Source organism: Azotobacter bryophylli, assembly GCF_042643485.1.
In the GTDB taxonomy this organism is placed as follows: domain Bacteria; phylum Pseudomonadota; class Gammaproteobacteria; order Pseudomonadales; family Pseudomonadaceae; genus Azotobacter; species Azotobacter bryophylli.
The window spans coordinates 1-21,821 of the sequence record NZ_JBHRSJ010000010.1; the positions used below are offsets into that span (position 1 = coordinate 1).

21 protein-coding genes are annotated in these 21,821 nt (G+C 63.1%); 10 read left to right on the forward strand and 11 right to left on the reverse strand.

The genetic code is table 11. The features are described 5' to 3' along the window. Positions 1–107: 107 nt before the first annotated feature. Positions 108–1,307: a tyrosine--tRNA ligase gene (gene tyrS / locus ACFOJE_RS05250; protein ID WP_377813234.1), complete on the reverse strand. Its 1,200-nt coding sequence runs from the start codon at positions 1,305–1,307 to the stop codon at positions 108–110. A gap of 227 nt (positions 1,308–1,534) precedes the next feature. Between tyrS and ACFOJE_RS05255 the strand changes: the two genes are divergently transcribed. Then, positions 1,535–2,953, forward strand: a complete 1,419-nt coding sequence (locus ACFOJE_RS05255) for a peptidoglycan DD-metalloendopeptidase family protein (protein ID WP_377813235.1) — start codon at positions 1,535–1,537, stop codon at positions 2,951–2,953. A gap of 2 nt (positions 2,954–2,955) precedes the next feature. Next, positions 2,956–4,047: an anhydro-N-acetylmuramic acid kinase gene (locus ACFOJE_RS05260; protein WP_377813236.1), complete on the forward strand. Its 1,092-nt coding sequence runs from the start codon at positions 2,956–2,958 to the stop codon at positions 4,045–4,047. Positions 4,048–4,123: 76 nt separating this feature from the next. Here ACFOJE_RS05260 and erpA read toward each other — a convergent pair whose 3' ends face one another. Both erpA and argC read right to left on the reverse strand, forming a co-directional pair. Then, positions 4,124–4,474 carry an iron-sulfur cluster insertion protein ErpA gene (erpA, locus tag ACFOJE_RS05265; protein ID WP_377813237.1) on the reverse strand — a complete coding sequence of 117 codons (351 nt, stop codon included), beginning with the start codon at positions 4,472–4,474 and terminating at the stop codon, positions 4,124–4,126. Positions 4,475–4,932: 458 nt separating this feature from the next. Beyond that, positions 4,933–5,967 (reverse strand): N-acetyl-gamma-glutamyl-phosphate reductase, encoded by a 1,035-nt coding sequence (gene argC, locus ACFOJE_RS05270; RefSeq protein WP_377813238.1) that lies wholly within the window; start codon positions 5,965–5,967, stop codon positions 4,933–4,935. A gap of 132 nt (positions 5,968–6,099) precedes the next feature. Here argC and hemJ point away from each other — a divergent pair, with 132 nt between their 5' ends. The 5 genes from hemJ to coq7 all read left to right on the forward strand — a co-directional run bounded on the left by hemJ (position 6,100) and on the right by coq7 (position 9,648). Then, complete coding sequence (hemJ, locus tag ACFOJE_RS05275; RefSeq protein ID WP_377813239.1) at positions 6,100–6,528, forward strand: protoporphyrinogen oxidase HemJ; 429 nt, start codon at positions 6,100–6,102, stop codon at positions 6,526–6,528. Between the two features lie 115 nt (positions 6,529–6,643). Beyond that, entirely contained in the window at positions 6,644–7,558 is a 915-nt protein-coding gene (locus ACFOJE_RS05280; protein ID WP_377813240.1) for a DUF805 domain-containing protein, read from the forward strand. Between the two features lie 109 nt (positions 7,559–7,667). After that, positions 7,668–8,456, forward strand: a complete 789-nt coding sequence (locus ACFOJE_RS05285) for an SDR family NAD(P)-dependent oxidoreductase (RefSeq protein ID WP_377813241.1) — start codon at positions 7,668–7,670, stop codon at positions 8,454–8,456. Between the two features lie 66 nt (positions 8,457–8,522). Continuing rightward, complete coding sequence (locus tag ACFOJE_RS05290) at positions 8,523–8,861, forward strand: histidine triad nucleotide-binding protein (protein WP_377813242.1); 339 nt, start codon at positions 8,523–8,525, stop codon at positions 8,859–8,861. Positions 8,862–9,000: 139 nt separating this feature from the next. After that, positions 9,001–9,648, forward strand: a complete 648-nt coding sequence (gene coq7 / locus ACFOJE_RS05295; protein WP_377813244.1) for a 2-polyprenyl-3-methyl-6-methoxy-1,4-benzoquinone monooxygenase — start codon at positions 9,001–9,003, stop codon at positions 9,646–9,648. 75 nt (positions 9,649–9,723) lie between these two features. Here the strand turns inward: coq7 and speD are convergent, their stop codons facing one another. Together speD and ACFOJE_RS05305 are read right to left on the reverse strand one after the other, a co-directional pair. Further along, complete coding sequence (gene speD, locus ACFOJE_RS05300; protein WP_377813245.1) at positions 9,724–10,512, reverse strand: adenosylmethionine decarboxylase; 789 nt, start codon at positions 10,510–10,512, stop codon at positions 9,724–9,726. 224 nt (positions 10,513–10,736) lie between these two features. Continuing rightward, positions 10,737–11,159, reverse strand: coding sequence for an OsmC family protein (locus ACFOJE_RS05305; RefSeq protein ID WP_377813246.1), 423 nt, complete (start codon positions 11,157–11,159; stop codon positions 10,737–10,739). 237 nt (positions 11,160–11,396) lie between these two features. Here ACFOJE_RS05305 and crp point away from each other — a divergent pair, with 237 nt between their 5' ends. Beyond that, positions 11,397–12,041 (forward strand): cAMP-activated global transcriptional regulator CRP, encoded by a 645-nt coding sequence (crp, locus tag ACFOJE_RS05310; RefSeq protein ID WP_377813247.1) that lies wholly within the window; start codon positions 11,397–11,399, stop codon positions 12,039–12,041. Positions 12,042–12,186: 145 nt separating this feature from the next. On the opposite strand, the gene trpC is transcribed toward crp, so the two are convergent. The 6 genes from trpC to ACFOJE_RS05340 all read right to left on the reverse strand — a co-directional run bounded on the left by trpC (position 12,187) and on the right by ACFOJE_RS05340 (position 17,521). Beyond that, on the reverse strand, positions 12,187–12,987 hold the full coding sequence (trpC, locus tag ACFOJE_RS05315) for an indole-3-glycerol phosphate synthase TrpC (protein WP_377813248.1): 801 nt from the start codon (positions 12,985–12,987) through the stop codon (positions 12,187–12,189). Further along, positions 12,984–14,030: an anthranilate phosphoribosyltransferase gene (gene trpD / locus ACFOJE_RS05320; RefSeq protein WP_377813249.1), complete on the reverse strand. Its 1,047-nt coding sequence runs from the start codon at positions 14,028–14,030 to the stop codon at positions 12,984–12,986. Before trpD ends, trpC begins: the two co-directional genes overlap by 4 nt. Continuing rightward, positions 14,030–14,623 (reverse strand): aminodeoxychorismate/anthranilate synthase component II, encoded by a 594-nt coding sequence (locus ACFOJE_RS05325; RefSeq protein ID WP_377813250.1) that lies wholly within the window; start codon positions 14,621–14,623, stop codon positions 14,030–14,032. The genes trpD and ACFOJE_RS05325 overlap by 1 nt, the downstream gene beginning before the upstream one ends. Positions 14,624–14,922: 299 nt before the next feature. Continuing rightward, positions 14,923–15,729, reverse strand: coding sequence for a PAS domain-containing protein (locus ACFOJE_RS05330; protein WP_377813251.1), 807 nt, complete (start codon positions 15,727–15,729; stop codon positions 14,923–14,925). Next, on the reverse strand, positions 15,726–16,403 hold the full coding sequence (locus tag ACFOJE_RS05335; RefSeq protein WP_377813252.1) for a response regulator: 678 nt from the start codon (positions 16,401–16,403) through the stop codon (positions 15,726–15,728). Before ACFOJE_RS05335 ends, ACFOJE_RS05330 begins: the two co-directional genes overlap by 4 nt. Beyond that, positions 16,400–17,521: an ATP-binding protein gene (locus ACFOJE_RS05340; RefSeq protein WP_377813253.1), complete on the reverse strand. Its 1,122-nt coding sequence runs from the start codon at positions 17,519–17,521 to the stop codon at positions 16,400–16,402. The genes ACFOJE_RS05335 and ACFOJE_RS05340 overlap by 4 nt, the downstream gene beginning before the upstream one ends. Positions 17,522–17,853: 332 nt before the next feature. On the opposite strand from ACFOJE_RS05340, the gene ACFOJE_RS05345 reads away from it, so the two are divergent. Both ACFOJE_RS05345 and ACFOJE_RS05350 read left to right on the forward strand, forming a co-directional pair. Then, the gene (locus tag ACFOJE_RS05345; RefSeq protein ID WP_377813254.1) at positions 17,854–19,224 is read left to right on the forward strand and encodes an NAD(P)-binding domain-containing protein; all 1,371 of its coding nucleotides are present in this window, start codon (positions 17,854–17,856) and stop codon (positions 19,222–19,224) included. Between the two features lie 174 nt (positions 19,225–19,398). Then, positions 19,399–21,741 carry a DUF1989 domain-containing protein gene (locus tag ACFOJE_RS05350; RefSeq protein WP_377813255.1) on the forward strand — a complete coding sequence of 781 codons (2,343 nt, stop codon included), beginning with the start codon at positions 19,399–19,401 and terminating at the stop codon, positions 21,739–21,741. Positions 21,742–21,821: the final 80 nt, after the last annotated feature.

The window sequence follows — 21,821 nt, forward strand, 5'->3', positions numbered from 1 at the left end:
GACCCCACCCTCTTAGCCAACCCCTTGATTCGAAAGAGGTTTTCCGTGAGGACCGCGCCGGAAGTGGTGCGCATTATAGGGACCTCAAATCTGGCGTCAACCATAATTTATTGCATTTTCAGAACGACCCTAGCAAAGGACTTCTTCCCCGCCTGGCAGACATGGCTCGAACCACACCTGAAGATAAAGCCGCGATCCACAATCACACCATCTACCCGCACCCCACCAGAAGCGAGCAGATCTCGCGCCATTGCCGCATTTTTGACCAGCCCTGTCCGATTGAGCACCGCCGCAATGGGCATATCCTCCACCCCGACCAATACGATCTCCGGAAGATCTTCTGGCAACTCACCATCTTTCATACGATTGCCTGCCGAGCGATGAGCACTGGCAGCAGCTTCCTGGCCATGGAAACGAGCGACAATCTCTTCCGCCAGCTTAATTTTGATATCCCTCGGATTCGCCCCCTGCTCGACCTCAAGCCTAAAAGCCTCTACTTCCGACATCGGGCGAAAACTCAGAAGCTCAAAATAGCGCCACATCAGAGAATCAGGCATGGACACAAGCTTGCTATACATGACCCCCGGCGACTCTTGGATGCCCACATAGTTACCTAGCGACTTGGACATCTTCTTGATGCCGTCCAGCCCCTCCAACAAAGGCATGGTAACGACACATTGAGACTCCTGCCCGTACGCCCGCTGCAACTCGCGCCCCATGAGAAGATTGAACTTCTGATCAGTACCCCCCAATTCCACATCAGCGCGCAGAGCCACAGAGTCATACCCCTGCATGAGCGGGTATAAAAACTCATGAATGGATATTGATTGATTGGAGGTATAACGCTTATGGAAATCCTCTCGTTCCAGCATTCTCGCCACAGTGTATTGCGAGGTAAGGCGGAGAAAATCGGCCGGAGAGAGCTGATCAATCCAAGCGGAATTGAAAACCACCTCTGTCTTGGAGGGGTCGAGAATCTTGAACACCTGGGCTTTGTAGGTCTCGGCATTCTGCAAAACCTGCTCTCGCGTCAACGGGGGACGCGTGGCGCTCTTGCCACTGGGATCGCCGATCATCCCGGTAAAGTCACCAATCAAAAAGATGATCTGATGCCCCAAGTCCTGAAACTGGCGCAGCTTATTGATGAGCACTGTATGCCCAAGATGGAGATCCGGCGCAGTAGGATCAAAGCCGGCTTTCACCCTTAGCGGCTGGCCACGCTTGAGCTTTTCGACCAGCTCCGACTCAACCAAAATCTCTTCTGCGCCACGCTTGATCAGCGCCAGCTGCTCTTCAACCGATTTCATGGACGACCCACTAATTCCACATCGAAAAGGTTGCAACGATACAAGATTCCACGAGCGAGACAAAAGATCTCAACTCAAGCCGCCAGGTCCTCCTCAACCTCACAAGAGGCGATGCCACGTCGCAACCACCTGACAGATAGATCATCACGGCGTCCCTTAGAAGCTTGTCAGGCAGTGTGTTTGATTATACTTTAGGCAGTTAATGTAGCCTAAATGCACCCTCTGCCATGACTCAGAAAATTTCCAAAGCTCCGTTGTACCCGAAAGGCCATATCCTGGCCGCTAGTGGTATAGCTGCGCTGCTCAGCCTGGCCCTGCTGGTGTTCCCCTCACGCGAAGTCGAAGCCCAAAAGCCCTTCGCCAGTCTAGAACCAGAGACCGTCTCAACGCCTTTGCCATCGAGCGAGCCGCAACTGACGTTCGTTGAAGAATCCCCATCCCCCTTCGTCAACATCCAAAGCACTCCGACCACCCAAGATACAAATGCTCAAGCTGAGCAGATCAATGACCGTGCAGAGGTGGCCGACAGCCAGAGCAAAGAGCCTCGAATGAAGCTCATCACTGCCGATAGCGGAGACACTCTCTCAAGCATCTTTGCCAAGGCAGGCCTACCGACCTCTGTTCTGCATGATGTTCTAAGCAGTAGCAAGGAAGCCAAGCAACTCAGCCGGGTCCAAAACGGACAGCAATTCGAGTTCAAGCTATCTCCAGAGGGGGATCTACAATCCCTGCGCTGCAAGTTGGGTGCCTTGCAGAGCATTGAGGTGAGTAAAACCGACAAGGGCTTCACCAGCAAACATGAGCAGGCCAAGCCCGAAACTCGCTCGGCCTATGCGCGCGGCGTGATCGACAGCTCTCTTTTCCTGGCAGCCAAGCGGGCCGGGCTTTCACACGGAATGACTGTGGCTCTTTCGGATATTTTTGCTTACGACATCGACTTCGCTCAGGACCTTCGGGATGGTGATGAGTTCGAAGTGATCTATGAAGAGAAAGTGCTGGATGGCAAGCCGATCGGCACCGGGAACATCCTGGCCGCGCGGTTCACCAATCGCGGAAAAACGTTTACAGCCGTTCGTTACACCAGCAAGCAGGGGACAGTCAGTTATTTCACAGCGGATGGCAGGAGCATGCGCAAGGCCTTCATCCGCACACCAGTCGATTTCGCAAGGATCAGCTCACGCTTCACCAATGGTCGGCTGCATCCCATCCTGAACAAGATTCGAGCGCATAAAGGCGTGGATTATGCTGCCCCCCGGGGAACCCCAATCAAAGCAGCTGGAGATGGTCGCGTTGAACTCGCCGGCCGCAAGGGGGGGTACGGTAATACCGTCATAATCCAGCACGGCAATCGGTACCAGACTCTCTATGCTCACATGCAAGGATTCGCCAAGGGTATTCGCACTGGCAGCAACGTGCGGCAGGGCCAAGTCATCGGCTACATCGGTACGACTGGGTTATCTACGGGCCCCCACCTGCACTATGAGTTCCAGATCAATGGGACTCATGTGGATCCGCTATCTCAAAAGCTGCCTATGACTGACGCGCTCGCAGGTGCAGAGAAGCAACGTTTTCTACAGGCAAGCCGGCCTTTAATGGCAAAGATGGATCAAGAAAAGGCCACGATGTTGGCCATGAACAAGCCCTGATCATGGGGCTCTATATCGGCGTGATGTCTGGAACCAGTCTGGATGGCCTAGACATTGCGCTCATCAAACAAGACTCCCGCTCCACGCTTGTTGCTAGCCACTACCTCCCCATGCCCGCCGGATTACGAGCGGAACTGCTTGCCTTGTGCTCATCAGGCCCCGATGAGCTGGCCAGAGCGGCCATCGCCGAACAGCAGTGGGTAGAGATCGCCGCCCAGGGCATATTGTCCATTCTCCACCAAGAGAGTCTGCAACCTTCGGAGATTCGCGCCATAGGCAGCCATGGCCAAACAGTGCGCCATGAGCCTAGTCGGGGATTTAGCGTTCAAATCGGCAACCCGGCTTTGCTCGCCGAAAGGACAGGAATTACTGTAGTGAGCGATTTCCGGCGCCGTGACCTGGCAGCCGGCGGGCAAGGCGCTCCTCTCGTGCCTACCTTTCACCAAGCTCTCTTCGACGATGGAAGGACTCATCGGGCGATCCTCAATATCGGCGGCTTCAGCAATCTCACGCTGATTCAACCTGATCAGCCTGTGCGTGGATTCGATTGCGGCCCGGGCAATGTTCTGATGGATGCCTGGATCCAGTGTAAGCAAGGGCTTGATTTCGACCGAGAGGGTCAGTGGGCCTTGAAAGGCAGGATTGCTCCAGCCCTTCTGGACAGTTTGCTCAACACTCCCTTCTTTAAAACCAACGGCCCGAAAAGCACCGGAAGGGAACTGTTCAACCTGAACTGGTTAGCACAGCATCTGGCTTGCCTGCCGGAAATGCCCGCAGAAGATGTTCAAGCCACGCTGCTGGAGCTGACAGCCCGCAGCATCATAGAGTCTCTGCGGGCTGCTCAGGAGAAAACGGACGAACTACTCGTCTGCGGCGGCGGAGCACATAACAGGGCCCTGATGAACCGTCTGGCCGAGCTACTCCCCAGTGACAGAGTAGCCACTACCGCCGCCTATGGGCTGCCGCCGGACTGGATAGAAGCCATGGCGTTCGCTTGGCTGGCCCATTGCTGTCTGGAAGGGATTCCAGCCAATTGCCCCAGCGTTACCGGGGCGAAAGGGCTACGCATCTTAGGCGCCATCTACCCCGCCTAACCCTTCCCCATAGGGATGCAAAACTAAAAAGCCGCCCCATGGGCGGCTTTTTGGCAAAAATACAACGACTATCAATCTAGATGGAGAAGGACTGTCCGCAACCACAGGTAGTGGCAGCATTAGGATTCTTGATCACGAAACGCGAACCCTCCAGCCCTTCCTGATAATCCACCTCAGCGCCCGCGAGGTACTGGAAACTCATCGGGTCGACGACCAAGCTGACACCTTCGCGCTCAACGACCGTATCGTCGTCGGCGACATCCTCGTCGAAGGTGAAGCCATACTGAAAACCAGAACAGCCCCCGCCCGTAACGAAAACGCGCAGCTTGAGGCGCGGATTGCCCTCCTCATCAATCAGGGTCTTCACCTTGCTAGCTGCACCCTGCGTGAAGTGCAAGGGTGTCGGGGTGAAGGTTTCGACGCTCATGCTGTTGATCTCCCCGGCGCCAAACGCCGTCTATCAGGACCATCATTATCCGCTTACCCTACAAAAGAGGTCAACTATTAAGCGGTATCCTAGAATGCTCCAGCTCAAGACAAGCCGGCAGAACATACAGGGAAAAGCACCGAGGCAGACGTCCCGATCGAAGCATGTTGCGACCGGCATCCACTGCTCCCTAGTTATATCCCGCCATCCAATATCATGCGGATAGTGCCAAGTCACCCTGTACGTTCGTACTCACCTACCGGCGAAACCGTAGCAATCTTTCTCTGGCTTTCTGACTAACGCCCAAAGACGCTCAAACCATAGCGCTTAGCAGGCCCGCCTCATCGATAAGCCTTCGCTCTTCGAAAGGGGCTTCGTCCGCGCAAAGTCCAGAGATAGAGATAGCCCGCGGCTCTTACGAATTCCCGCAACAACCGATATCCGCTACCAAGCAGCCATCAAGGCAGCATGGCCGGGTGGGACAATCCCAGCCGCTCGTCAAGGCCGAAGAGGATGTTCATGCACTGTACCGCCTGCCCCGATGCTCCCTTGACCAGGTTATCGATCACCGACAGCACCACGACAAGATCACCGCCTTGAGGGCGATGCACAGCAATGCGGCAGACGTTGGCGCCTCTTACGCTGCGCGTTTCCGGATGACTGCCAGCTGGCATGATGTCGACGAAGGGCTCGCTGGCATAGCGTTTCTCGTACAGGGCCTGGAGATCTACGGAGCGATCGGCCACGGTCGCATACAAGGTAGCGTGGATGCCACGGATCATAGGCGCCAGGTGAGGAACGAAGGTCAACCCCACCTCCCCACCGCTGGCGCGGCGCAGCCCTTGGGCGATCTCCGGAAGATGCCGGTGCCCCTTCACCGAATAGGCCATCATGCTCTCGCCTGCCTCGCATAGCAGCGAGCTCACTTTGGCGCCACGCCCGGCACCGCTGACCCCGGACTTGCAGTCGGCGATCAGACGAGACGTGTCGGCTAATCCGGCCTCCAGAAGCGGCAGGAAGCCCAGCTGGGTTGCCGTCGGATAGCAACCGGCCACGGCGATCAGACGTGCCGCCTTGATCTTCTCGCGATTGACCTCGGCCAGGCCATAGACCGCTTCGGGCAATAACTCAGGAGCCCCGTGCGGCTGACCGTACCACTTGGCCCATTCCTCGGCATCCTGCAAACGGAAATCGGCGGACAAGTCGATGACCTTAGTACCGGCATCCAGCAACTCGCCGGCCAGGGCATGGGCAACCCCATGGGGCGTGGCGAAGAAGACCACGTCGCAGGCGCCCAGCGTCGCGGTGTCCGGCACGCTGAAGGCGAGCTGGTCGTAGTGGCCACGCAGGTTGGGATACATGTCCGCAACCTTCACGCCGGCCTCGGAGCGGGAGGTGATCACCACCACTTCAGCCTGCGGGTGCTGCGCCAATAGACGCAGCAGCTCGACCCCGGTGTAACCCGTGCCGCCGACAATACCGACCTTGACCATAAATCGCCCCTTGCGAGAAACCATTGAAAGCCGGCGATGATAAAGCCATGGCCGGTACCGGCCAACTACCGAGATGACGTCACGCCCCCGCAAGCACTACCATGCGTCATTTTCTGGAACCAGGATGCATCCATGCTTTTTCTCTGGCTGAAAGCCCTGCACATCATCGCCGTCGTCTGCTGGTTCGCCGGGCTCTTCTACCTCCCCCGCCTGTTCGTCTACCACGCCATGAGCGATGACCAGGCCAGCCGCGAGCGCTTCTGCACCATGGAGCGCAAGCTCTATCGCGGGATCATGAATCCTTCGATGATCGCCACGCTGCTGCTCGGCGCCGGCCTGATCACCACCAATCCCGGCTACTACTTCAGCCAGGGCTGGATGCACGCCAAGCTCACGCTTGTGGTTCTCCTGATCGGCTATCACCATGTCTGCGGCGCCCAGCTCAAACGCTTCGCCCGCGGCGAGACGCCTCGCAGCCACGTGTTCTATCGCTGGTTCAACGAAATCCCTGTACTCTTCCTGCTGGGCATCGTGGTTCTGGTAGTCGTAAGGCCCTTCTGAACCGAGCCGAAAGCAGGTCATTTGATCGTGATCGCGTGCCTGGAATCATTTGCGCGATATCCAATGGCCATTAAGCTTCCTCTTGCCTTCAGCTCAAGATGCCAAGGAAGCCCGCATGACCGAAGCCCGCTATCAGATCCTGTTCGCTGGTGAACCCCTGCCCGGAGTGACGCAGGAGACCCTCAAGGACAACCTTTGCCGGCTGTTCAAGAGCGATCAAGGCAACATAGAGCGCCTCTTCGCCGGCAAGGCTCTGCCACTCAAGCGAAGCCTTGAGGATAGCGAGGCCGAACGCTATCTCCGAGCCCTGCAGCGCGCCGGCGCCAAAGCCTACAAGGTCGAGGATCGCCCGCCGGCTCAAGCACCCCTTCCGACCGCAACGCCAGTACCTATCGAGTCCATGGTCTGCCCGAAGTGCGGGGTGAAACAGGGGAAGGCCGAGATCTGCAATAGCTGTGGTATCGCCATCGAGAAGTTCATCGCCCGCCAGGCCGCCGCCAGCGACCTGGCCCCACTTGGAGCCCCGACGGACACTGTCGGCTCGCCCTATGCCCCGCCTCAGTCCAGGCTCGGCGCGCCCGAGCCCGAAGTTGGCCCGCTCAAGGTATTCACATCGAAGGGGCGGATCGGTCGCCTTCGCTATCTCGCCTGGCAGCTGGTGATCGTGCTGCTCTCCGTGCCGCTATTCTTTTTGGCAGCCGTGATCGCCGCATCGTCTCCCCTACTCGGCCTGTCACTGATAGCAGCAACCGGCATTGCCCTGACGGTCACCAGCGTACAGATCAGCATCCAGCGTCTGCATGACATGAACCGGTCCGGCTGGCTGTTCCTGCTCTCTCTGGTCCCGGCCATCGGCAGCCTGATTCCCCTTCTGCTGACGTTAGCTCCCGGCAATCGAGACGCGAACCGTTATGGCCCTCCCCCACCTCCGAACAGCCTGGCGGTAAAACTGCTCGCCCCCCTGTGGCCGGTCCTGTTCCTCGTCGGACTGCAGGCGGATTTTTACAAAGCGCTGCTGAAGCCGTTTTAAGCCGCAATTCGACTTGAGAGTTGCGGGGCAAACACGCAAGATCCGCGTCTTTTCGCAACCCGTCACACCTGTCATGGTCCAACGCCCGGCAAGGTCCCGGAGAACCCCATTGCCCAAATTCGCTCTAATCACTGGCGCTTCCAGCGGTATAGGACTGGCTCTGGCCGAAGCCCTCGCCAGGCGTGGTCGCAACCTGCTTCTGGTGGCCCGCCAGCGCCCCGCCCTGGAAAGCATCGCCCATGAGCTGAGCCAGCGCTTTGCCGTGCAGACGCTGTTCCGCGTCTGCGATCTGAGCCAACCCTTGCAGCTCACCGGGCTGCTACACGAACTGGAGCAAGGAAGGCTGCATATCGACCTGTTGATCAACAACGCCGCCTTCGCCAGCTTCGGCCCCTACCTGGAGCAGGACTGGCGCCAGGAACAGGCGCTGATCGAGGTCGGCGTCCTCGCCAGCGCCCGGCTCTGCCACTCCCTGGGACAGCACATGCAGCAACGCGGCGGCGGCCAGATCCTCAATGTCTCCTCGCTGGCGGCCTTCCAGCCCGGCCCCTGGATGAGCAATTACTTCGCCAGCAAGGCCTATCTGCTGCACTTCTCAGAAGCCCTGCGCGAGGAGCTGGCACCCCATGGAGTGAGGGTTTCCGTGCTTTGCCCCGGGCCGACCAATACCGGCTTCTTCCGCAAGGCGGGAATGGACGTGCGCCAGATGGCCGACAGCAAGTTCATGCTCAGCGCCGAAGCGGTCGCCCAGTACACCCTGAAGGCGCTAGACAAGAACCGGGCGATCATCATTCCGGGATGGCGCAATCGGCTGGTCAGCCGGCTGCCCGGCTTCGCGCCGCGCTGGCTGACCCGCAAGGTGGCGGCGAGAGTCAACCGGATGATGGCGGGCAACTGATAGACTGGCCGCTCCACTTCGGCACCGATACACTCGTGCCGTCCATTACAGGCAAGGAGACCGTCTGTGGATTGTCTATTTTGCAAGATCGTCGCCGGGGAAATCCCCGCGCGTAAATTCTACGAGGATGAGCAGGTCGTCGCCTTCCACGACATCAACCCCCAGGCGCCGGTGCATTTCCTGGTCATTCCCAAGAAGCATATCTCCACGCTCAACCACCTGAGCGAAGAGGACAAGCCTCTGGCCGGACACGTTCTTTACACCGCCCAGCAGTTGGCCCTGGAGCAGGGCTGCGAAGCCGGCTTCCGTGTAGTGATGAACTGCAACGACCAAGGCGGGCAGACCGTGCATCACATCCACATGCACGTGCTCGGTCAGCGCCAGATGCACTGGCCTCCGGGCTGATCCGAAAGCCCATACGCCGTCGCCTCCCCGTCGGCCAGCGATGGCGGCCGGGGGCACAGCGCCAGCGACGCCTGCCCCAGCTCAAGAGCGGTGCGACCCGTTTGGGTTACACTGCCCGCATGATCATCCCGGAGGTCCCATGGCCAGCGAACGCCATTACTCAACTGCCGATCGTCTGCTGCTGCAAGCCGATGCCGCGTTGCGCACCCTGCTGCCCTTCAGCGGCAAGCCGTACCGCCCCTCGCCCGCGGTCACCGAGCCCGACTCCGAACTCGGCACCAATGAAGCCCGCCATGTCGCCGGTCTCATGCGGGTCAATCACACCGGCGAGGTCTGTGCCCAGGCGCTCTATCAAGGGCAGGCGCTGACCGCCAAGTTGCCGCACGTCCGTGATGCCATGGAGCAGGCAGCCAACGAGGAGGTCGATCACCTGGCCTGGTGCGAGCAGCGAATCCGCGAGCTCGGTAGCCATACCAGTGTGCTCAACCCGCTGTTCTATGGGCTCTCCTTCGGCCTGGGCGCGGCAGCCGGGATGATCAGCGACCGGGTCAGCCTGGGCTTCGTCGCAGCAACGGAGGATCAGGTCTGCAAGCACCTGGACGAGCACTTGAGCAAGCTGCCTGCGACGGACCGGAAGTCCCGCGCCATCCTCGAGCAGATGCGCACCGACGAGCAGCAGCACTCCACCACCGCCATCGAAGCCGGCGGAATCCGCTTCCCGGCACCGGTGAAGTTCGGCATGAGCCTGCTGTCGAAGGTGATGACCAAGACCACCTACCGGATCTGAATCCTTCCCGGAGGCTCGGGGCAAAAACGACAAAGGGCGCCGAGGCGCCCTTTGTCGTGCATGAGGCAGCCGAACTCAGTGCGGCATGTTCCGCGCGTAGAAGATCTCCAGCATCTCGTGGCGCAGACGCTCCTCCACCTGCTTGCGCTGCTCGGCGGACAGGTTGCGGGTGGCGTCGCCGAACAGGTAGTTATCTAGGTCGAAGTCCTTGAGCAGCATCTTGGTGTGGAACAGGTTTTCCTGATACACGTTCACGTCGGTCATCTGGTAGGCCGAACGGGTATCGGCAGACAGGTACTTCTGGATCGAGTTGATCTCGTGATCGATGAAGTGCTTGCGCCCCTCCACGTCGCGGGTGAAACCACGCACCCGGTAATCGACGGTGACGATGTCCGAATCGAACTGGTGGATCAGGTAGTTAAGCGCCTTCAGAGGGGAAATCACGCCACAGGTGGACACATCGATATCCACCCGGAAAGTGGCGATGCCGTCGACCGGATGGATTTCCGGGTAGGTGTGCACGGTGATGTGGCTCTTGTCCAGGTGCGCCAGGATGGTCTCCGGCCCCGGCGACTCCTCGATCTGGCTCTCGGTCGGCTCGACCGGCTGCTCGGAGATGAGGATGGTCACGCTGGCGCCCTGCGGATCGTAGTCCTGCCGGGCAATGTTCAGCACGTTGGCGCCAATGATATCGACAACATCGGTGAGAATCTGGGTCAGGCGCTCGGCATCGTACTCTTCGTCGATGTACTGGACGTAGGCCTGCTGGTCTTCCGGCGTTTTCGCGTAGCAGATGTCGTAGATGTTGAAGCTCAAGGTCTTGGTCAGATTGTTGAACCCATGGAGCTTGAGTTTGCTTTTCACCGTTTCAAAACTCTCTGTCGATGCGGCCCCGCCGCGTGATTGGGCATGCCCGTCGGATGCCGGGATGGCATCCGCGTAGGACGAGTGACACCTCTTCGCTTTGGCGATTGTGGTTGTGCCGTTCGGGGATGCGACGCCCCGGAAAATGGGGGCGAATTATGCAGAGCTATGGGCCGGGATGCCAGCATTTGCGCTGTTTTCGCCGAGATTCCCGAGGAGCGTCCTCAGCCCAGTTCGACAATTTCGTAATCGTGGCTGATCTCGACACCCGCGCGGCCGAGCATGATGGAAGCGGAGCAATATTTCTCGGCGGACAATTCCACCGCACGTTTGACTTGCGCCTCCTTCAGTCCGCGCCCCTTGACCACGAAATGCAGGTGGATCTTGGTGAACACCTTGGGCTCCTCGCCGGCACGCTCGGCCTCGAGGAAGGCCTCACAACTCTCTACCGGCTGGCGCGACTTCTTCAAGATGCTGACCACGTCGAAGCTGGAACAACCGCCCAGACCGATCAGCATCATCTCCATCGGCCGGATGCCGAGATTGCGCCCGCCATTCTCGGGCGGTCCGTCCATGACCACGGCATGGCCGCTGCCGGACTCGCCGATAAACAGGGCCTCTCCGGCCCACTGGATACGTGCTTTCATCACCAGACTCCCCGCTAAAAATGCCGCGGATTCTATCACAGCGCACCCAGCAGGGCCGCGGACTCGGGGGCTTGGGAAAAGATGCCGGGCAGATGTTCGTTCCGTCACAAATCGGACTCAAGATGGCACGGGCGTCTGTTAAGCTGCCGCCCGATTACTGGCACACTTGGGCCCATTACAAGAAACGCGTTCAATCTTGAACAAGGGACCAAATTCATCCATTCAGGGGACACCGGCGTGGTTGCTATCACCCTAACACCCAAGCACAACAACCTCGACAAATTGATGGCCCACTGCCATCGCCGTCGCTACACTGCGAAGAGCACCATCATCTATGCAGGCGATCGGTGCGAAAGCCTGTTCTTCATCATCAAGGGCTCGGTCACCATCCTGATCGAGGATGACGATGGCCGCGAGATGATCATCGCCTACCTGAATGCCGGGGACTTCTTCGGCGAAATGGGACTCTTCGACAAGGAAGGCAGCGAAAAGGAGCGCAGCGCCTGGGTCCGGGCCAAGACCGAATGCGAAGTAGCGGAGATCAGCTACGCGAAATTCCGCGAACTGGCCCAGCAGGACCCGGAGATCCTCTACTCCCTCGGCCGGCAGATGGCCGACCGCCTGCGCAACACCACCCGCAAGGTCGGCGACCTGGCTTTCCTCGACGTCACCGGCCGCGTGGCACGCACCCTGCTGGACCTGTGCAAGCAACCCGACGCCATGACCCATCCCGACGGCATGCAGATCAAGATCACCCGCCAGGAAATCGGCCGCATCGTCGGCTGCTCGCGGGAAATGGTCGGCCGCGTATTGAAGAGCCTGGAAGAACAGGGGCTGGTCCACGTCAAGGGCAAGACCATGGTGGTCTTCGGCACCCGCTAGCCATTGCCGCACGACGCGCTGCGTGCCTTGCGCACCCAAGCCGCGCCGAGCGCCCGAACCGCTGCCGGGAGACGACTCAGCCTCGTGGTCGTCCCGGCCGGCAGTTCCCTCCCCAAAATAGCCCCCGCAGTCGCCCCTTACGAACTCAGCCGGGAAAGAACAGCCGGCGCAGCTCGGCGCCCGGATTCTCCGCCCGCATGAATGCTTCGCCGACCAGGAAAGCGTAGACGCCGCTGATTTCCATCAGCTCCACGTCGGCACGGGTGAGGATGCCGCTCTCGGTGACAACCAGGCGATCCCTGGGAACCCTGGGCAGCAGATCGAGGGTGGTTTCCAGGCTCACATCGAAGGTGTGCAGATTGCGATTGTTGATGCCGAGCAGCGGCGTCTCCAGCTGCAGGGCGCGCTCCAGCTCGGCGCCGTCGTGCACCTCGACCAGCACGTCCAGCCCCATGTCCTTGGCCGTCGCGGCCAGCTCGCGCATCTGTCCGTCCTCCAGACAGGCGGCGATCAGTAGCACACAGTCGGCGCCGAGCGCGCGCGCCTCGACCACCTGGTAGGGGTCGATGAGGAAATCCTTGCGGATCACCGGCAGTTGGCAGGCTGCGCGGGCCTCTTGCAGATAGGCGTCGCCGCCCTGGAAGAAGTCCACGTCGGTCAGCACCGACAGGCAGGTCGCCCCGCCCTCCTCATAGCTCCTGGCGATCTCGGCGGGAACGAAGTGCTCGCGCAGCACGCCCTTGCTCGGCGAGGCTTTCTTGACCTCGGCGATTACCGCCGCCTGCTTGCGCGCAGCCTGCACCTGCAGGGCACGGGCGAAGCCGCGCGGGGCGTCGGCGGCACGCGCCAGGGCCTCGACCTCGGCGAGGGGCGCGCGGGCACGGCGCTCGGCGACTTCCTCGACCTTGCGGGCGACGATCTTTTCCAGAACGGTGGGCAGGCTCACGCTTGATTCTCCTGACGAAACACGGCGGTGATGGATACCAGCTCTTCCAGCTTGTCGCGGGCCAACCCGCTGAAGAGCGCATCATGGGCCAGGGCCACGCCCTCTTTCAGGCTGCGCGCCCGGTCGGCGGCGTAGAGCGCGGCGCCGGCATTGAGGATGATCATGTCGGCGGCCTTCTGCCCGGCCTCGGTCTTGCGCTTGCCGAGGGCATCGCGGATCAGCGCCAGCGACTCCTGCGGCCCCTCTACGTTGAGGCCGATCAGGCTCTGGCTCTTGATGCCGAAATCCTCCGGCTGGATCAGGTATTCGCTGATCTCGCCGTTCCTCAGTTCGGCGACATGGGTCGGCGCGGCCAGGCTGATCTCGTCCAGGCCGTCCTGGGCATGCACCACCAGCACATGCACGCCGCCCAGACGCTGCAGGACCTCGGCCAGCGGGCGGCACAACGCCTTGCTGAACACGCCGAGCACCTGGCGCCTGACCCCGGCCGGGTTGGACATCGGGCCGAGCATGTTGAACAGGGTGCGCAGCCCCAGCTCGCGGCGGGCGTTGCTGGCATGGCGCATGGCTCCGTGGTGGGCCGGAGCGAACATGAAGCCGACCCCCACCACCTCGACGCAGCGCGCGACCTGGGCCGGCGCCAGGTCGAGATAGACCCCCGCCGCCTCCAGCAGGTCGGCGCTGCCGCTCTTGCCGGAGACCGCGCGGTTGCCGTGCTTGGCCACCTTGCCGCCGGCCGCCGCGACGACGAAGGCCGCGGCGCTGGAGACGTTGAAGATGTTCATGCCGTCGCCGCCGGTGCCGCAGGTGTCGACCAACCCTTCGGCGTCGATGAGCACCGGCTCGGCCAGTTCGCGCATGACCTGCACGGCACCGACGATCTCGTCGATGCTCTCGCTCTTCATGCGCATGCCCATGAGGAAGGCGCCGATCTGCGCATCGCTGCACTGACCGGTCATGATCCGGCGCATCACGCCCTGCATCTCCTCGGTGGTCAGGTCGAGGTGGTTGACCACCCGGTCGAGGGCTTCCTTGATTTCCATCAGCGCACGCCTCCGCTCTGCTTGAGGAAGTTGGCGAACAGCTCGTGCCCCTGCTCGGTCAGGATCGACTCCGGATGGAACTGCACGCCCTCGATGTTCAGGGTCTTGTGCCGCAGCCCCATGATCTCGTCCACCGCACCGTCCTCGAGCTGGGTCCAGGCGGTGATTTCCAGGCAATCCGGGAGGGTTTCGCGCTTGACCACCAGGGAGTGGTAGCGGGTCACGGTCAGCGGGTTGTTAAGCCCGGCGAACACGCCCAGGTCGCGGTGGAAGACCGGGCTGGTCTTGCCGTGCATGGCCACCCGCGCGCGCACCACGTCGCCGCCGAAGGCCTGACCGATACTCTGGTGGCCGAGGCAGACGCCGAGGATCGGCAGCTTGCCGGCGAAATGCTTGATGGCCTCCAGCGACACCCCGGCCTCGCTGGGGGTGCAGGGGCCGGGCGAGATCACCAGGCGCTCGGGCCGCAGAGCCTCGATCTCAGCGATGCTCAGCTCGTCGTTGCGGATCACCTTGACGTCCGCACCCAGCTCGCCCAGGTAGTGCACCACGTTGTAGGTAAAGGAATCGTAGTTGTCGATCATCAGCAGCATCAGGCGTAACCCCTTCTATTTGACTGCCCTGGATATAAAGGGCGTGACTCGTACCGCTTATTCGCCCGCTCGGTCCTTCGCCGATCGGCGATCGGAGAACAGCGGCATGCAGTCCGGCAAACCGGTTGAGAGGAGGATCAGCTACGCCAACGCCAGCGGGCGTGTGCCTTGATGACGCGCATGAGGAGGGTGGAGGAAATCACGGATAGTCTCGCTTTGCTCTCGGGGCACAGTAGCCCAGCCCAGGCTTGCCGCGCAATATTACTACGCCGAGGCCGCCGCGCGGCGGGCGGGAACCGTCAGGCGCGCCCGACCGCCCGTTCGGTGATCACGCCTTCCAGCCCCAGCACCTCGCCGCTTTCCGAAAAGATGCCGCAACCGCGCTCGAGCACCGGCTTGAGGCTGCCGTCGGCGCAGAGCAGGCGATAGTCGAAGGCGAACGGCCGGCGCTCGTCCAGCCCGGCCTGCACCTCGCACCAGACGTGCTCGCAGTCTTCCGGGTGGATCAGGCTGTGGAAGCTCAGGCGCTGGCTGTCGATCAGATCCTCCGCGCGATAGCCGGTCAGCTCCAGGCAGCCGGCGCTGACGTACTCCATGTTCCACAGGCGGTTGTTGCGGCAGCGATAGACCATCGCCGGCAGGGCGTCGAGCAGGTTGCTCAGGCTGCGGTGGCTGGCCTGCAGGGTCTGGCGGTGCTGCATCTGCTCGCTGATATCGCCCAGGCTGGCGACGAAACCCTCGCCATGCCGGCGCAGGCGCACCTCGACCCAGCGCAGCGCACCGCCGCGACCCAGATAGCGGAAGATCTCCACGCACGGCTGCACCTCGGCGACGCCGCGCAGGTCCTGCAGGCACTGCTGCCAGCGCGGCCGATCCTCGGGGTGCAGGTATTCCTCGTGCGGCCGCTGCAGGCACTGCCGCGTGCGGTAGCCGGTCAGCGTTTCCCAACCGGCGCTCAGCCGGCTCATGCGGCCCTCACCGTCCAGGCGCACCAGCGCCAGCGGCAGCTGATCGAGGCTGTCGCCCCAGCACTCCTCCCCCGACTCGCTGCAGGCCAGCCCGCAGAGCCGTCCGAGTCCCCGGAACCACTGGCGCAACGGCGTCAAGACAGCGACTCCGCGGCACCCGCCCGGCGCTCGACGAAACCGCCGCGATGGGCCCAGGCGGCCAGCTCCAGGCGCGAATGCAGATTGAGCTTGCACAGCAGGTGGCGGACATGCACTTTCACGGTGCCATCGCTGATGCCCAGCTCGCGGGCGATCAGCTTGTTGCTCAGGCCCGCGGCGATCAGCGCCAGGGTCTGCCGCTCGCGCTCGGTCAGTTCGCCCTCGCCGTCGCATTCCGGACGCCGCGGCGGCGGTGGAGTGTCGATGGAGAGCAGGCCGGTGAGACTCGGATCGAGGGTCACCCGCCCCTTGCGGCAGCCGAGCAGATAGCCGACCAGCTGCTCCGGTTCGCTGTCCTTCAGCACGTAGCCGTCGGCCCCCGCGCGCAGGGCGGCCAGCAGATCGTCCTGGCGGTCGGAGGCGGTGAGCACCACCACCAGGCTGTCCGGCACCAGCGGCTTGAGCCGCGCCAGGGTTTCCAGGCCGCTCAGCCCGGGCATGTGCAGATCCAGCAGGATCAGATCCGGCGCCAGCTGCCGGGCCAGCTCGATGCCTTCCTGGCCGCTGCTGGCCTGGCCGATCACGGTCAGGCCGTCCTCGGCGTTGAGCAGCTCGGCCAGGCCGCGCCGCAGCAGCTTGTGGTCGTCGATCAACAGCAGGCGGGTCTCGTTCATGCTCCCCTCCATTGCAGGCGGATGCGCGTGCCCTGCGGCACGGCGGCGCCGATCTCTAGTCGTGCGCCGATGGTGGCGGCGCGTTCGCGCATGATGCGCAGGCCGTAATGGCTGTCCTCCGGCAGTTGTGCCGGCAGGCCGACGCCGTCGTCCTCCACCAGCACCTCGACGCCCTCGCCCTCCGGCTCGTGCAGGAGCACGCGCACCTGCCGCGCCTGGGAATGGCGTACCGCGTTGGCCAGCGCCTCGCGCACCACCTGAAGGATCTGCAGCTCGGCTTCGGGGTCGAGGCCGCCGTCGGAGAGGCGGTTGTCCAGCTCGAACACGCAACCGCTGCGCCGGGCGAATTCCTCCACCGAGGCCTCCAGCGCCTGGCGCAGGGAGCGGCCGTCCATGGTCAGACGCGCCGTGGCGATCAGCTCGCGCACCTGGCGATGCAACAGCTGCAGGGTGGCGCGCAGGTCGTCGAGCATCGCCGCGGCCTCGCCGGACTGCGCCGGGTCGTCGAGCACCCGTTGCAGGCGACAGGCGCGGATCTGCAGATAGCCGAGCTGCTGGGCCACGGTGTCGTGCAGCTCGCGGGACAGCATGCCGCGCTCGGCGGCCAGATCGCGGCGCTGCTGCTGGCGGCTCTCGGCCAGGGCCATGAAGGTCTCGCCGAGCACCCGGCCCACCTCGCGCACGGTATCGCGCTGGGTCGCCCGCGGCGGCCGGTGGAAATCCAGCAGCAGCGCGCCGGGCTCGCCGTTGCCGCCGCTGACTCCGCAGATCAGGCGCTTGCGTCCGGCGGCCAGGCAGCTGGCGCAGTTCATCAGGCAACCGGCGGCGGGCAATCGCTCGGGGCCGCCGCGCCGCGGGCACTCGGGAGTATCCGGGCACTCGCCGGGCATGCCCAACTGGCGGTAAGCCCCCGGCTCGCCCCGGGACAGCAACAGCCAGGCCCGCTCGGCCGGCAGCTGACACTCAAGCGCGGTGAGCAGCTCCAGCAGGGGCGCCTCGCTGTCCGGCTGGCGCAACAGGCGCAACGGCAGCTCCATGAGCAGACGCTGACGGACGTCCCGTGCCAGTAAGCGACGCCAGGGCCACTGCCAGCCAGTGCTCGGATCGCTCAGCTGCACGCGATTGCCCCTCCGAAAAATGAGTCTTTGGCAAGCACGAGCAAGTTCCATGCCCTTGCCCCGGGCAGGCCCGGCGGGCTCTGGCGAGCGGAAAATAAACTTACTTTCCTGGCGATAAAATCCGCACGGATGCACACTATCGGACCGGCATGCACCAGCACGATGCCACCCTCCCCGCCGCGAATGCCTTTTCCCAGTGCCCGAGCCGCCCCAAATGCGGCTACCCCGAACGGGGTATCTCCTCGAGGAGAGTTTCCGCGGCGCGCGGCTGTAATACCGTCATTCCCACCTCGAAATTTTCTTTCCCACGAAGAATTGTTAGGAGAATGACCATGTCCACCCGTATCGCCATCATCGGTGCCGGCCCCTGCGGTCTGGCCCAGCTGCGTGCCTTCCAGTCCGCCAAGGCCAAGGGCGCCGAGATCCCCGAACTGGTGTGCTTCGAGAAGCAGAAGGACTGGGGCGGCATGTGGAACTACACCTGGCGCACCGGCCTGGACGAGAACGGCGAGCCGGTGCACGGCAGCATGTACCGCTACCTGTGGTCGAACGGACCCAAGGAATGCCTGGAGTTCGCCGACTACACCTTCGACGAGCACTTCGGCCGGCCGATGGGCTCCTTCCCGCCCCGCGAAGTGCTGTGGGACTACATCAAGGGCCGCGTCGAGAAGGCCGGCGTGCGCGACTACATCCGCTTCAACACCGCCGTGCGCCACGTCAGCTTCGACCCGGCCAGCCAGCTGTTCACCGTCAGCGTGCACGACTACACGAAGAACGAGACCTACTCGGAAACCTTCGACTACGTGGTCTGCGCCAGCGGCCACTTCTCCACCCCCAGCGTCCCCTACTTCCCGGGTTTCGAGAGCTTCGCCGGGCGCGTGCTGCACGCCCACGATTTCCGCGACGCGCTGGAATTCAAGGGCAAGGACGTGCTGATCGTCGGCGCCAGCTACTCCGCCGAGGACATCGGCTCGCAGTGCTACAAGTACGGCGCCCGCTCCATCACCAGTTGCTACCGCAATGCACCGATGGGCTACAAGTGGCCGGCCAACTGGGAAGAGAAGCCGCTGCTCAAGCGCGTCGAAGGCAGCACCGCCTACTTCGCCGACGGTAGCCACAAGCACATCGACGCGGTGATCCTCTGCACCGGCTACAAGCACCACTTCACCTTCCTGCCGGAAGAGCTGTGCCTGAAGACCGACAACCGCCTGTGGCCGCTGAACCTGTACAAGGGCGTGTTCTGGGAAGACAACCCGAAGATGATCTACCTGGGCATGCAGGACCAGTGGTACAGCTTCAACATGTTCGACGCCCAGGCCTGGTACGTACGCGACGTGCTGCTCGGCCGCATCGCCCTGCCGAGCAAGGAAGAGATGCACGCCGAAGACCTGGCCTGGCGCGCCGAGGAGGAAACCCTGCAGAACGCCCAGGAGATGTTCGAGTTCCAGGGCAAGTACATCCAGCAGCTGATCGACGCCACCGACTACCCGAGCTTCGACATCGCCGCGGTGAACAAGACCTTCCTCGAGTGGAAGCACGACAAGTACGAGGACATCATGGGCTACCGCAACAAGTGCCACCGCTCGCTGATGACCGGCACCATGGCCACCCCGCACCACACCCCCTGGCTGGAAGCGCTGGACGACTCGATGGCCGCCTACCTCGCCGAAAAGCCGGAAGCCTCCCTCAAGGCCGCCAGCTAAGAAGCGCCCCGGGTGGGTAACCACGCAGCGCGACCCACCACCGGCCAGCCCCGGTACGGAAAACCCGTCGCGGTTTTTCGTACCGGGGCTGGCACGCCTCTTGCCAGTACTCACGTACCCAGGCGCCGATTCGAGGCGCCGGGTTGAACCGCAGCGCATTCGCCGGAGAGCCGCATGCACATGCCCGTCATATCCCGACCGCAGGAACCCGCCCTGTTCGCCCGCGCCCCGGCGCTGGAGCGCCACCGGGTGGCCCCCGGCGGTCTGACCGTAGTCGCCCTGGAGCCCGGCGACCGCCTTGAGGTGATCGACCTCGAAGGTTGCCAGAGCGCCCAGTTGCTGGCGTTCGACGGCCAGGGCCGGGAAGCCCTCGCCGCCCTCGGCCTGAACGGCAGCGCCGGAGCCCGCTTCATCGCCGAGCGGATCGCCGAAGACAGTCGCGAATCCCTGCACACCCGCCTCGGCCTCGCCCGGCGCAACATCGACTGCAGCCGCCTGCCCGACGCAGCCCTGCTCTGGGACGGCGAGACCCCGGCAGGCTTCGGCCGCGACTTCGCCGCCACCGGCGAAGTCCTGGTCATCGTCGCCGCGCCCGGCGGGCCGAGCCCGGTGGACAGCCAGCAGCGCGCCAGCGAGCTGCGCCTGATGATCCACCGCGCCAATCCGCGCAACGTCCTCGCGCCGCCGCTGCCGGCACCGCTCGGCGAGGTGGTCGACGAATTCACCATCAACCCCGGCTGCGCCCGCGACTACCTGGTCAAGGCCGGCCAGTACATCCAGGTGCTGGACGTCGCCGGCCGGCAGTGCTCGGACTTCGTCGCCTTCGACCGTCGCGGGCTCGACCGGGGCCGCCAGCTGGACCTCGACCCCACGGTGACGCGCACCCTGAACGGCAACGCCTATCCCGGCCCCGGCCTGTTCAGCAAGTTCTTCGACCGCGACATGCAGCCGATGCTGGAAGTGGTGCGCGACACCGTCGGTCGCCACGACACCTTCGCCCTGGCCTGCACCGCGCGCTACTACGAATCCCAGGGCTTCTTCGGCCACGCCAACTGCAGCGACAACATCAGCCGCGTGCTCGCCCCCCACGGCGTGGAGGGCCGGCGAGGCTGGCCGGCGATCAACTTCTTCTTCAACACCGGCATCGACGCCCATCAGCAGCTGACCCTGGACGAGCCCTGGTCGCGTCCGGGCGACTACGTCCTGCTGCGCGCCATGACCGACCTGGTCTGCGCCAGCAGCTCCTGCCCCGACGACATCGACCCGGCCAACGGCTGGCAGCCGACCGACATCCACATCCGCGTCTACTCCGAGAAGGAGCGCTTCAGTATCGCCATGGCCAATCGCAAAACGCCCGATGCCGACCCGGTCCTGACCCGGGAAAGCGGCTTCCACGAAAACACCTCCGCCCTCACCCGCCACTTCGTCGACTACCGCGGCTGGTGGGCCGCCACCCACTACGACGGCTACGGCACCACCGAGGAATACTTCGGCTGCCGCGAGCGCGTGGCGGTGATGGATCTCACCCCGCTGCGCAAGTTCGAGGTGCTCGGCCCGGACGCCGAGGCCCTGCTCAACTACTGCCTGACCCGCGACGTGCGCAAGCTGGCCGTCGGCCAGGTGGTCTACTCGGCCATGTGCTACGAGCACGGCGGCATGCTCGACGACGGCACCCTGCTGCGCCTGGGGCCGGACAGCTTCCGCTGGATCTGCGGCGAGGACTACGCCGGCGACTGGCTGCGCGAGCAGGCGCAGAAACTCGGCATGAAGGTCTGGATCAAGTCCGCCTCCGAGCAGATTCACAACCTCTCGGTGCAGGGCCCGCTGTCCCGCGAACTGCTCAAGCAGATGATCTGGACCCCCGGCACCCAGCCGAAACTGGAGGAACTGGGCTGGTTCCGCTTCCTGGTCGGCCGGCTGGACGACTACAACGGCTGCCCGCTGATGGTTTCCCGCACCGGCTACACCGGCGAGCTGGGCTACGAGATCTGGTGCCATCCGCAGGATGCGCAGAAGGTCTGGAGCCGCCTGTGGCAGCTGGGCGAGCCGCTCGGCCTGGTGCCGCTCGGCCTGCACGCCCTGGACATGCTGCGCATCGAGGCCGGGCTGATCTTCGCCGGCTACGAGTTCTGCGACCAGACCGACCCCTTCGAGGCCGGCATCGGCTTCTGCGTGCCGCTCAAGAGCAAGGACGTCGACTTCATCGGCCGCGAAGCGCTGCTGCGCCGCAACGCCCATCCGCAACGCAAGCTGGTCGGCCTGGAACTCGCCGGCAACGAGACCGCGGCCCACGGCGACTGCGTGCACGACGGCCGCGCCCAGGTCGGGGTGATCACCAGCGCCACCCGTTCGCCGGTGCTGGGCAAGAACATCGCCCTGTGCCGCCTGGACATCGGCTACTGCGAGCCGGGCACGCGCATCCAGATCGGCAAGCTGGACGGGCAGCAGAAGCGCATCGACGCCACGGTCGTCCCGCTGAGCTTCTACGACCCGGAAAAGACGCGGGTACGCAGCTGATTCGACACCTACAAGAAAGCCAGAACCATTTGCCTTCGCACTCGAAAGGTCTTGCTACTGCCGCCTAGTTAACGAGCTAA

Excerpts from the sequence above, each read along its gene's own strand:
- tyrS (WP_377813234.1), bottom strand. The coding sequence starts at position 1,307 with ATGAAATCGGTTGAAGAGCAGCTGGCGCTGATCAAGCGTGGCGCAGAA.
- ACFOJE_RS05255 (WP_377813235.1), top strand. The coding sequence starts at position 1,535 with ATGACTCAGAAAATTTCCAAAGCTCCGTTGTACCCGAAAGGCCATATC.
- ACFOJE_RS05260 (WP_377813236.1), top strand. The coding sequence starts at position 2,956 with ATGGGGCTCTATATCGGCGTGATGTCTGGAACCAGTCTGGATGGCCTA.
- erpA (WP_377813237.1), bottom strand. The coding sequence starts at position 4,474 with ATGAGCGTCGAAACCTTCACCCCGACACCCTTGCACTTCACGCAGGGT.
- argC (WP_377813238.1), bottom strand. The coding sequence starts at position 5,967 with ATGGTCAAGGTCGGTATTGTCGGCGGCACGGGTTACACCGGGGTCGAG.
- hemJ (WP_377813239.1), top strand. The coding sequence starts at position 6,100 with ATGCTTTTTCTCTGGCTGAAAGCCCTGCACATCATCGCCGTCGTCTGC.
- ACFOJE_RS05280 (WP_377813240.1), top strand. The coding sequence starts at position 6,644 with ATGACCGAAGCCCGCTATCAGATCCTGTTCGCTGGTGAACCCCTGCCC.
- coq7 (WP_377813244.1), top strand. The coding sequence starts at position 9,001 with ATGGCCAGCGAACGCCATTACTCAACTGCCGATCGTCTGCTGCTGCAA.
- ACFOJE_RS05305 (WP_377813246.1), bottom strand. The coding sequence starts at position 11,159 with ATGAAAGCACGTATCCAGTGGGCCGGAGAGGCCCTGTTTATCGGCGAG.
- trpD (WP_377813249.1), bottom strand. The coding sequence starts at position 14,030 with ATGGAAATCAAGGAAGCCCTCGACCGGGTGGTCAACCACCTCGACCTG.
- ACFOJE_RS05325 (WP_377813250.1), bottom strand. The coding sequence starts at position 14,623 with ATGCTGCTGATGATCGACAACTACGATTCCTTTACCTACAACGTGGTG.
- ACFOJE_RS05335 (WP_377813252.1), bottom strand. The coding sequence starts at position 16,403 with ATGAACGAGACCCGCCTGCTGTTGATCGACGACCACAAGCTGCTGCGG.
- ACFOJE_RS05345 (WP_377813254.1), top strand. The coding sequence starts at position 17,854 with ATGTCCACCCGTATCGCCATCATCGGTGCCGGCCCCTGCGGTCTGGCC.
- ACFOJE_RS05350 (WP_377813255.1), top strand. The coding sequence starts at position 19,399 with ATGCACATGCCCGTCATATCCCGACCGCAGGAACCCGCCCTGTTCGCC.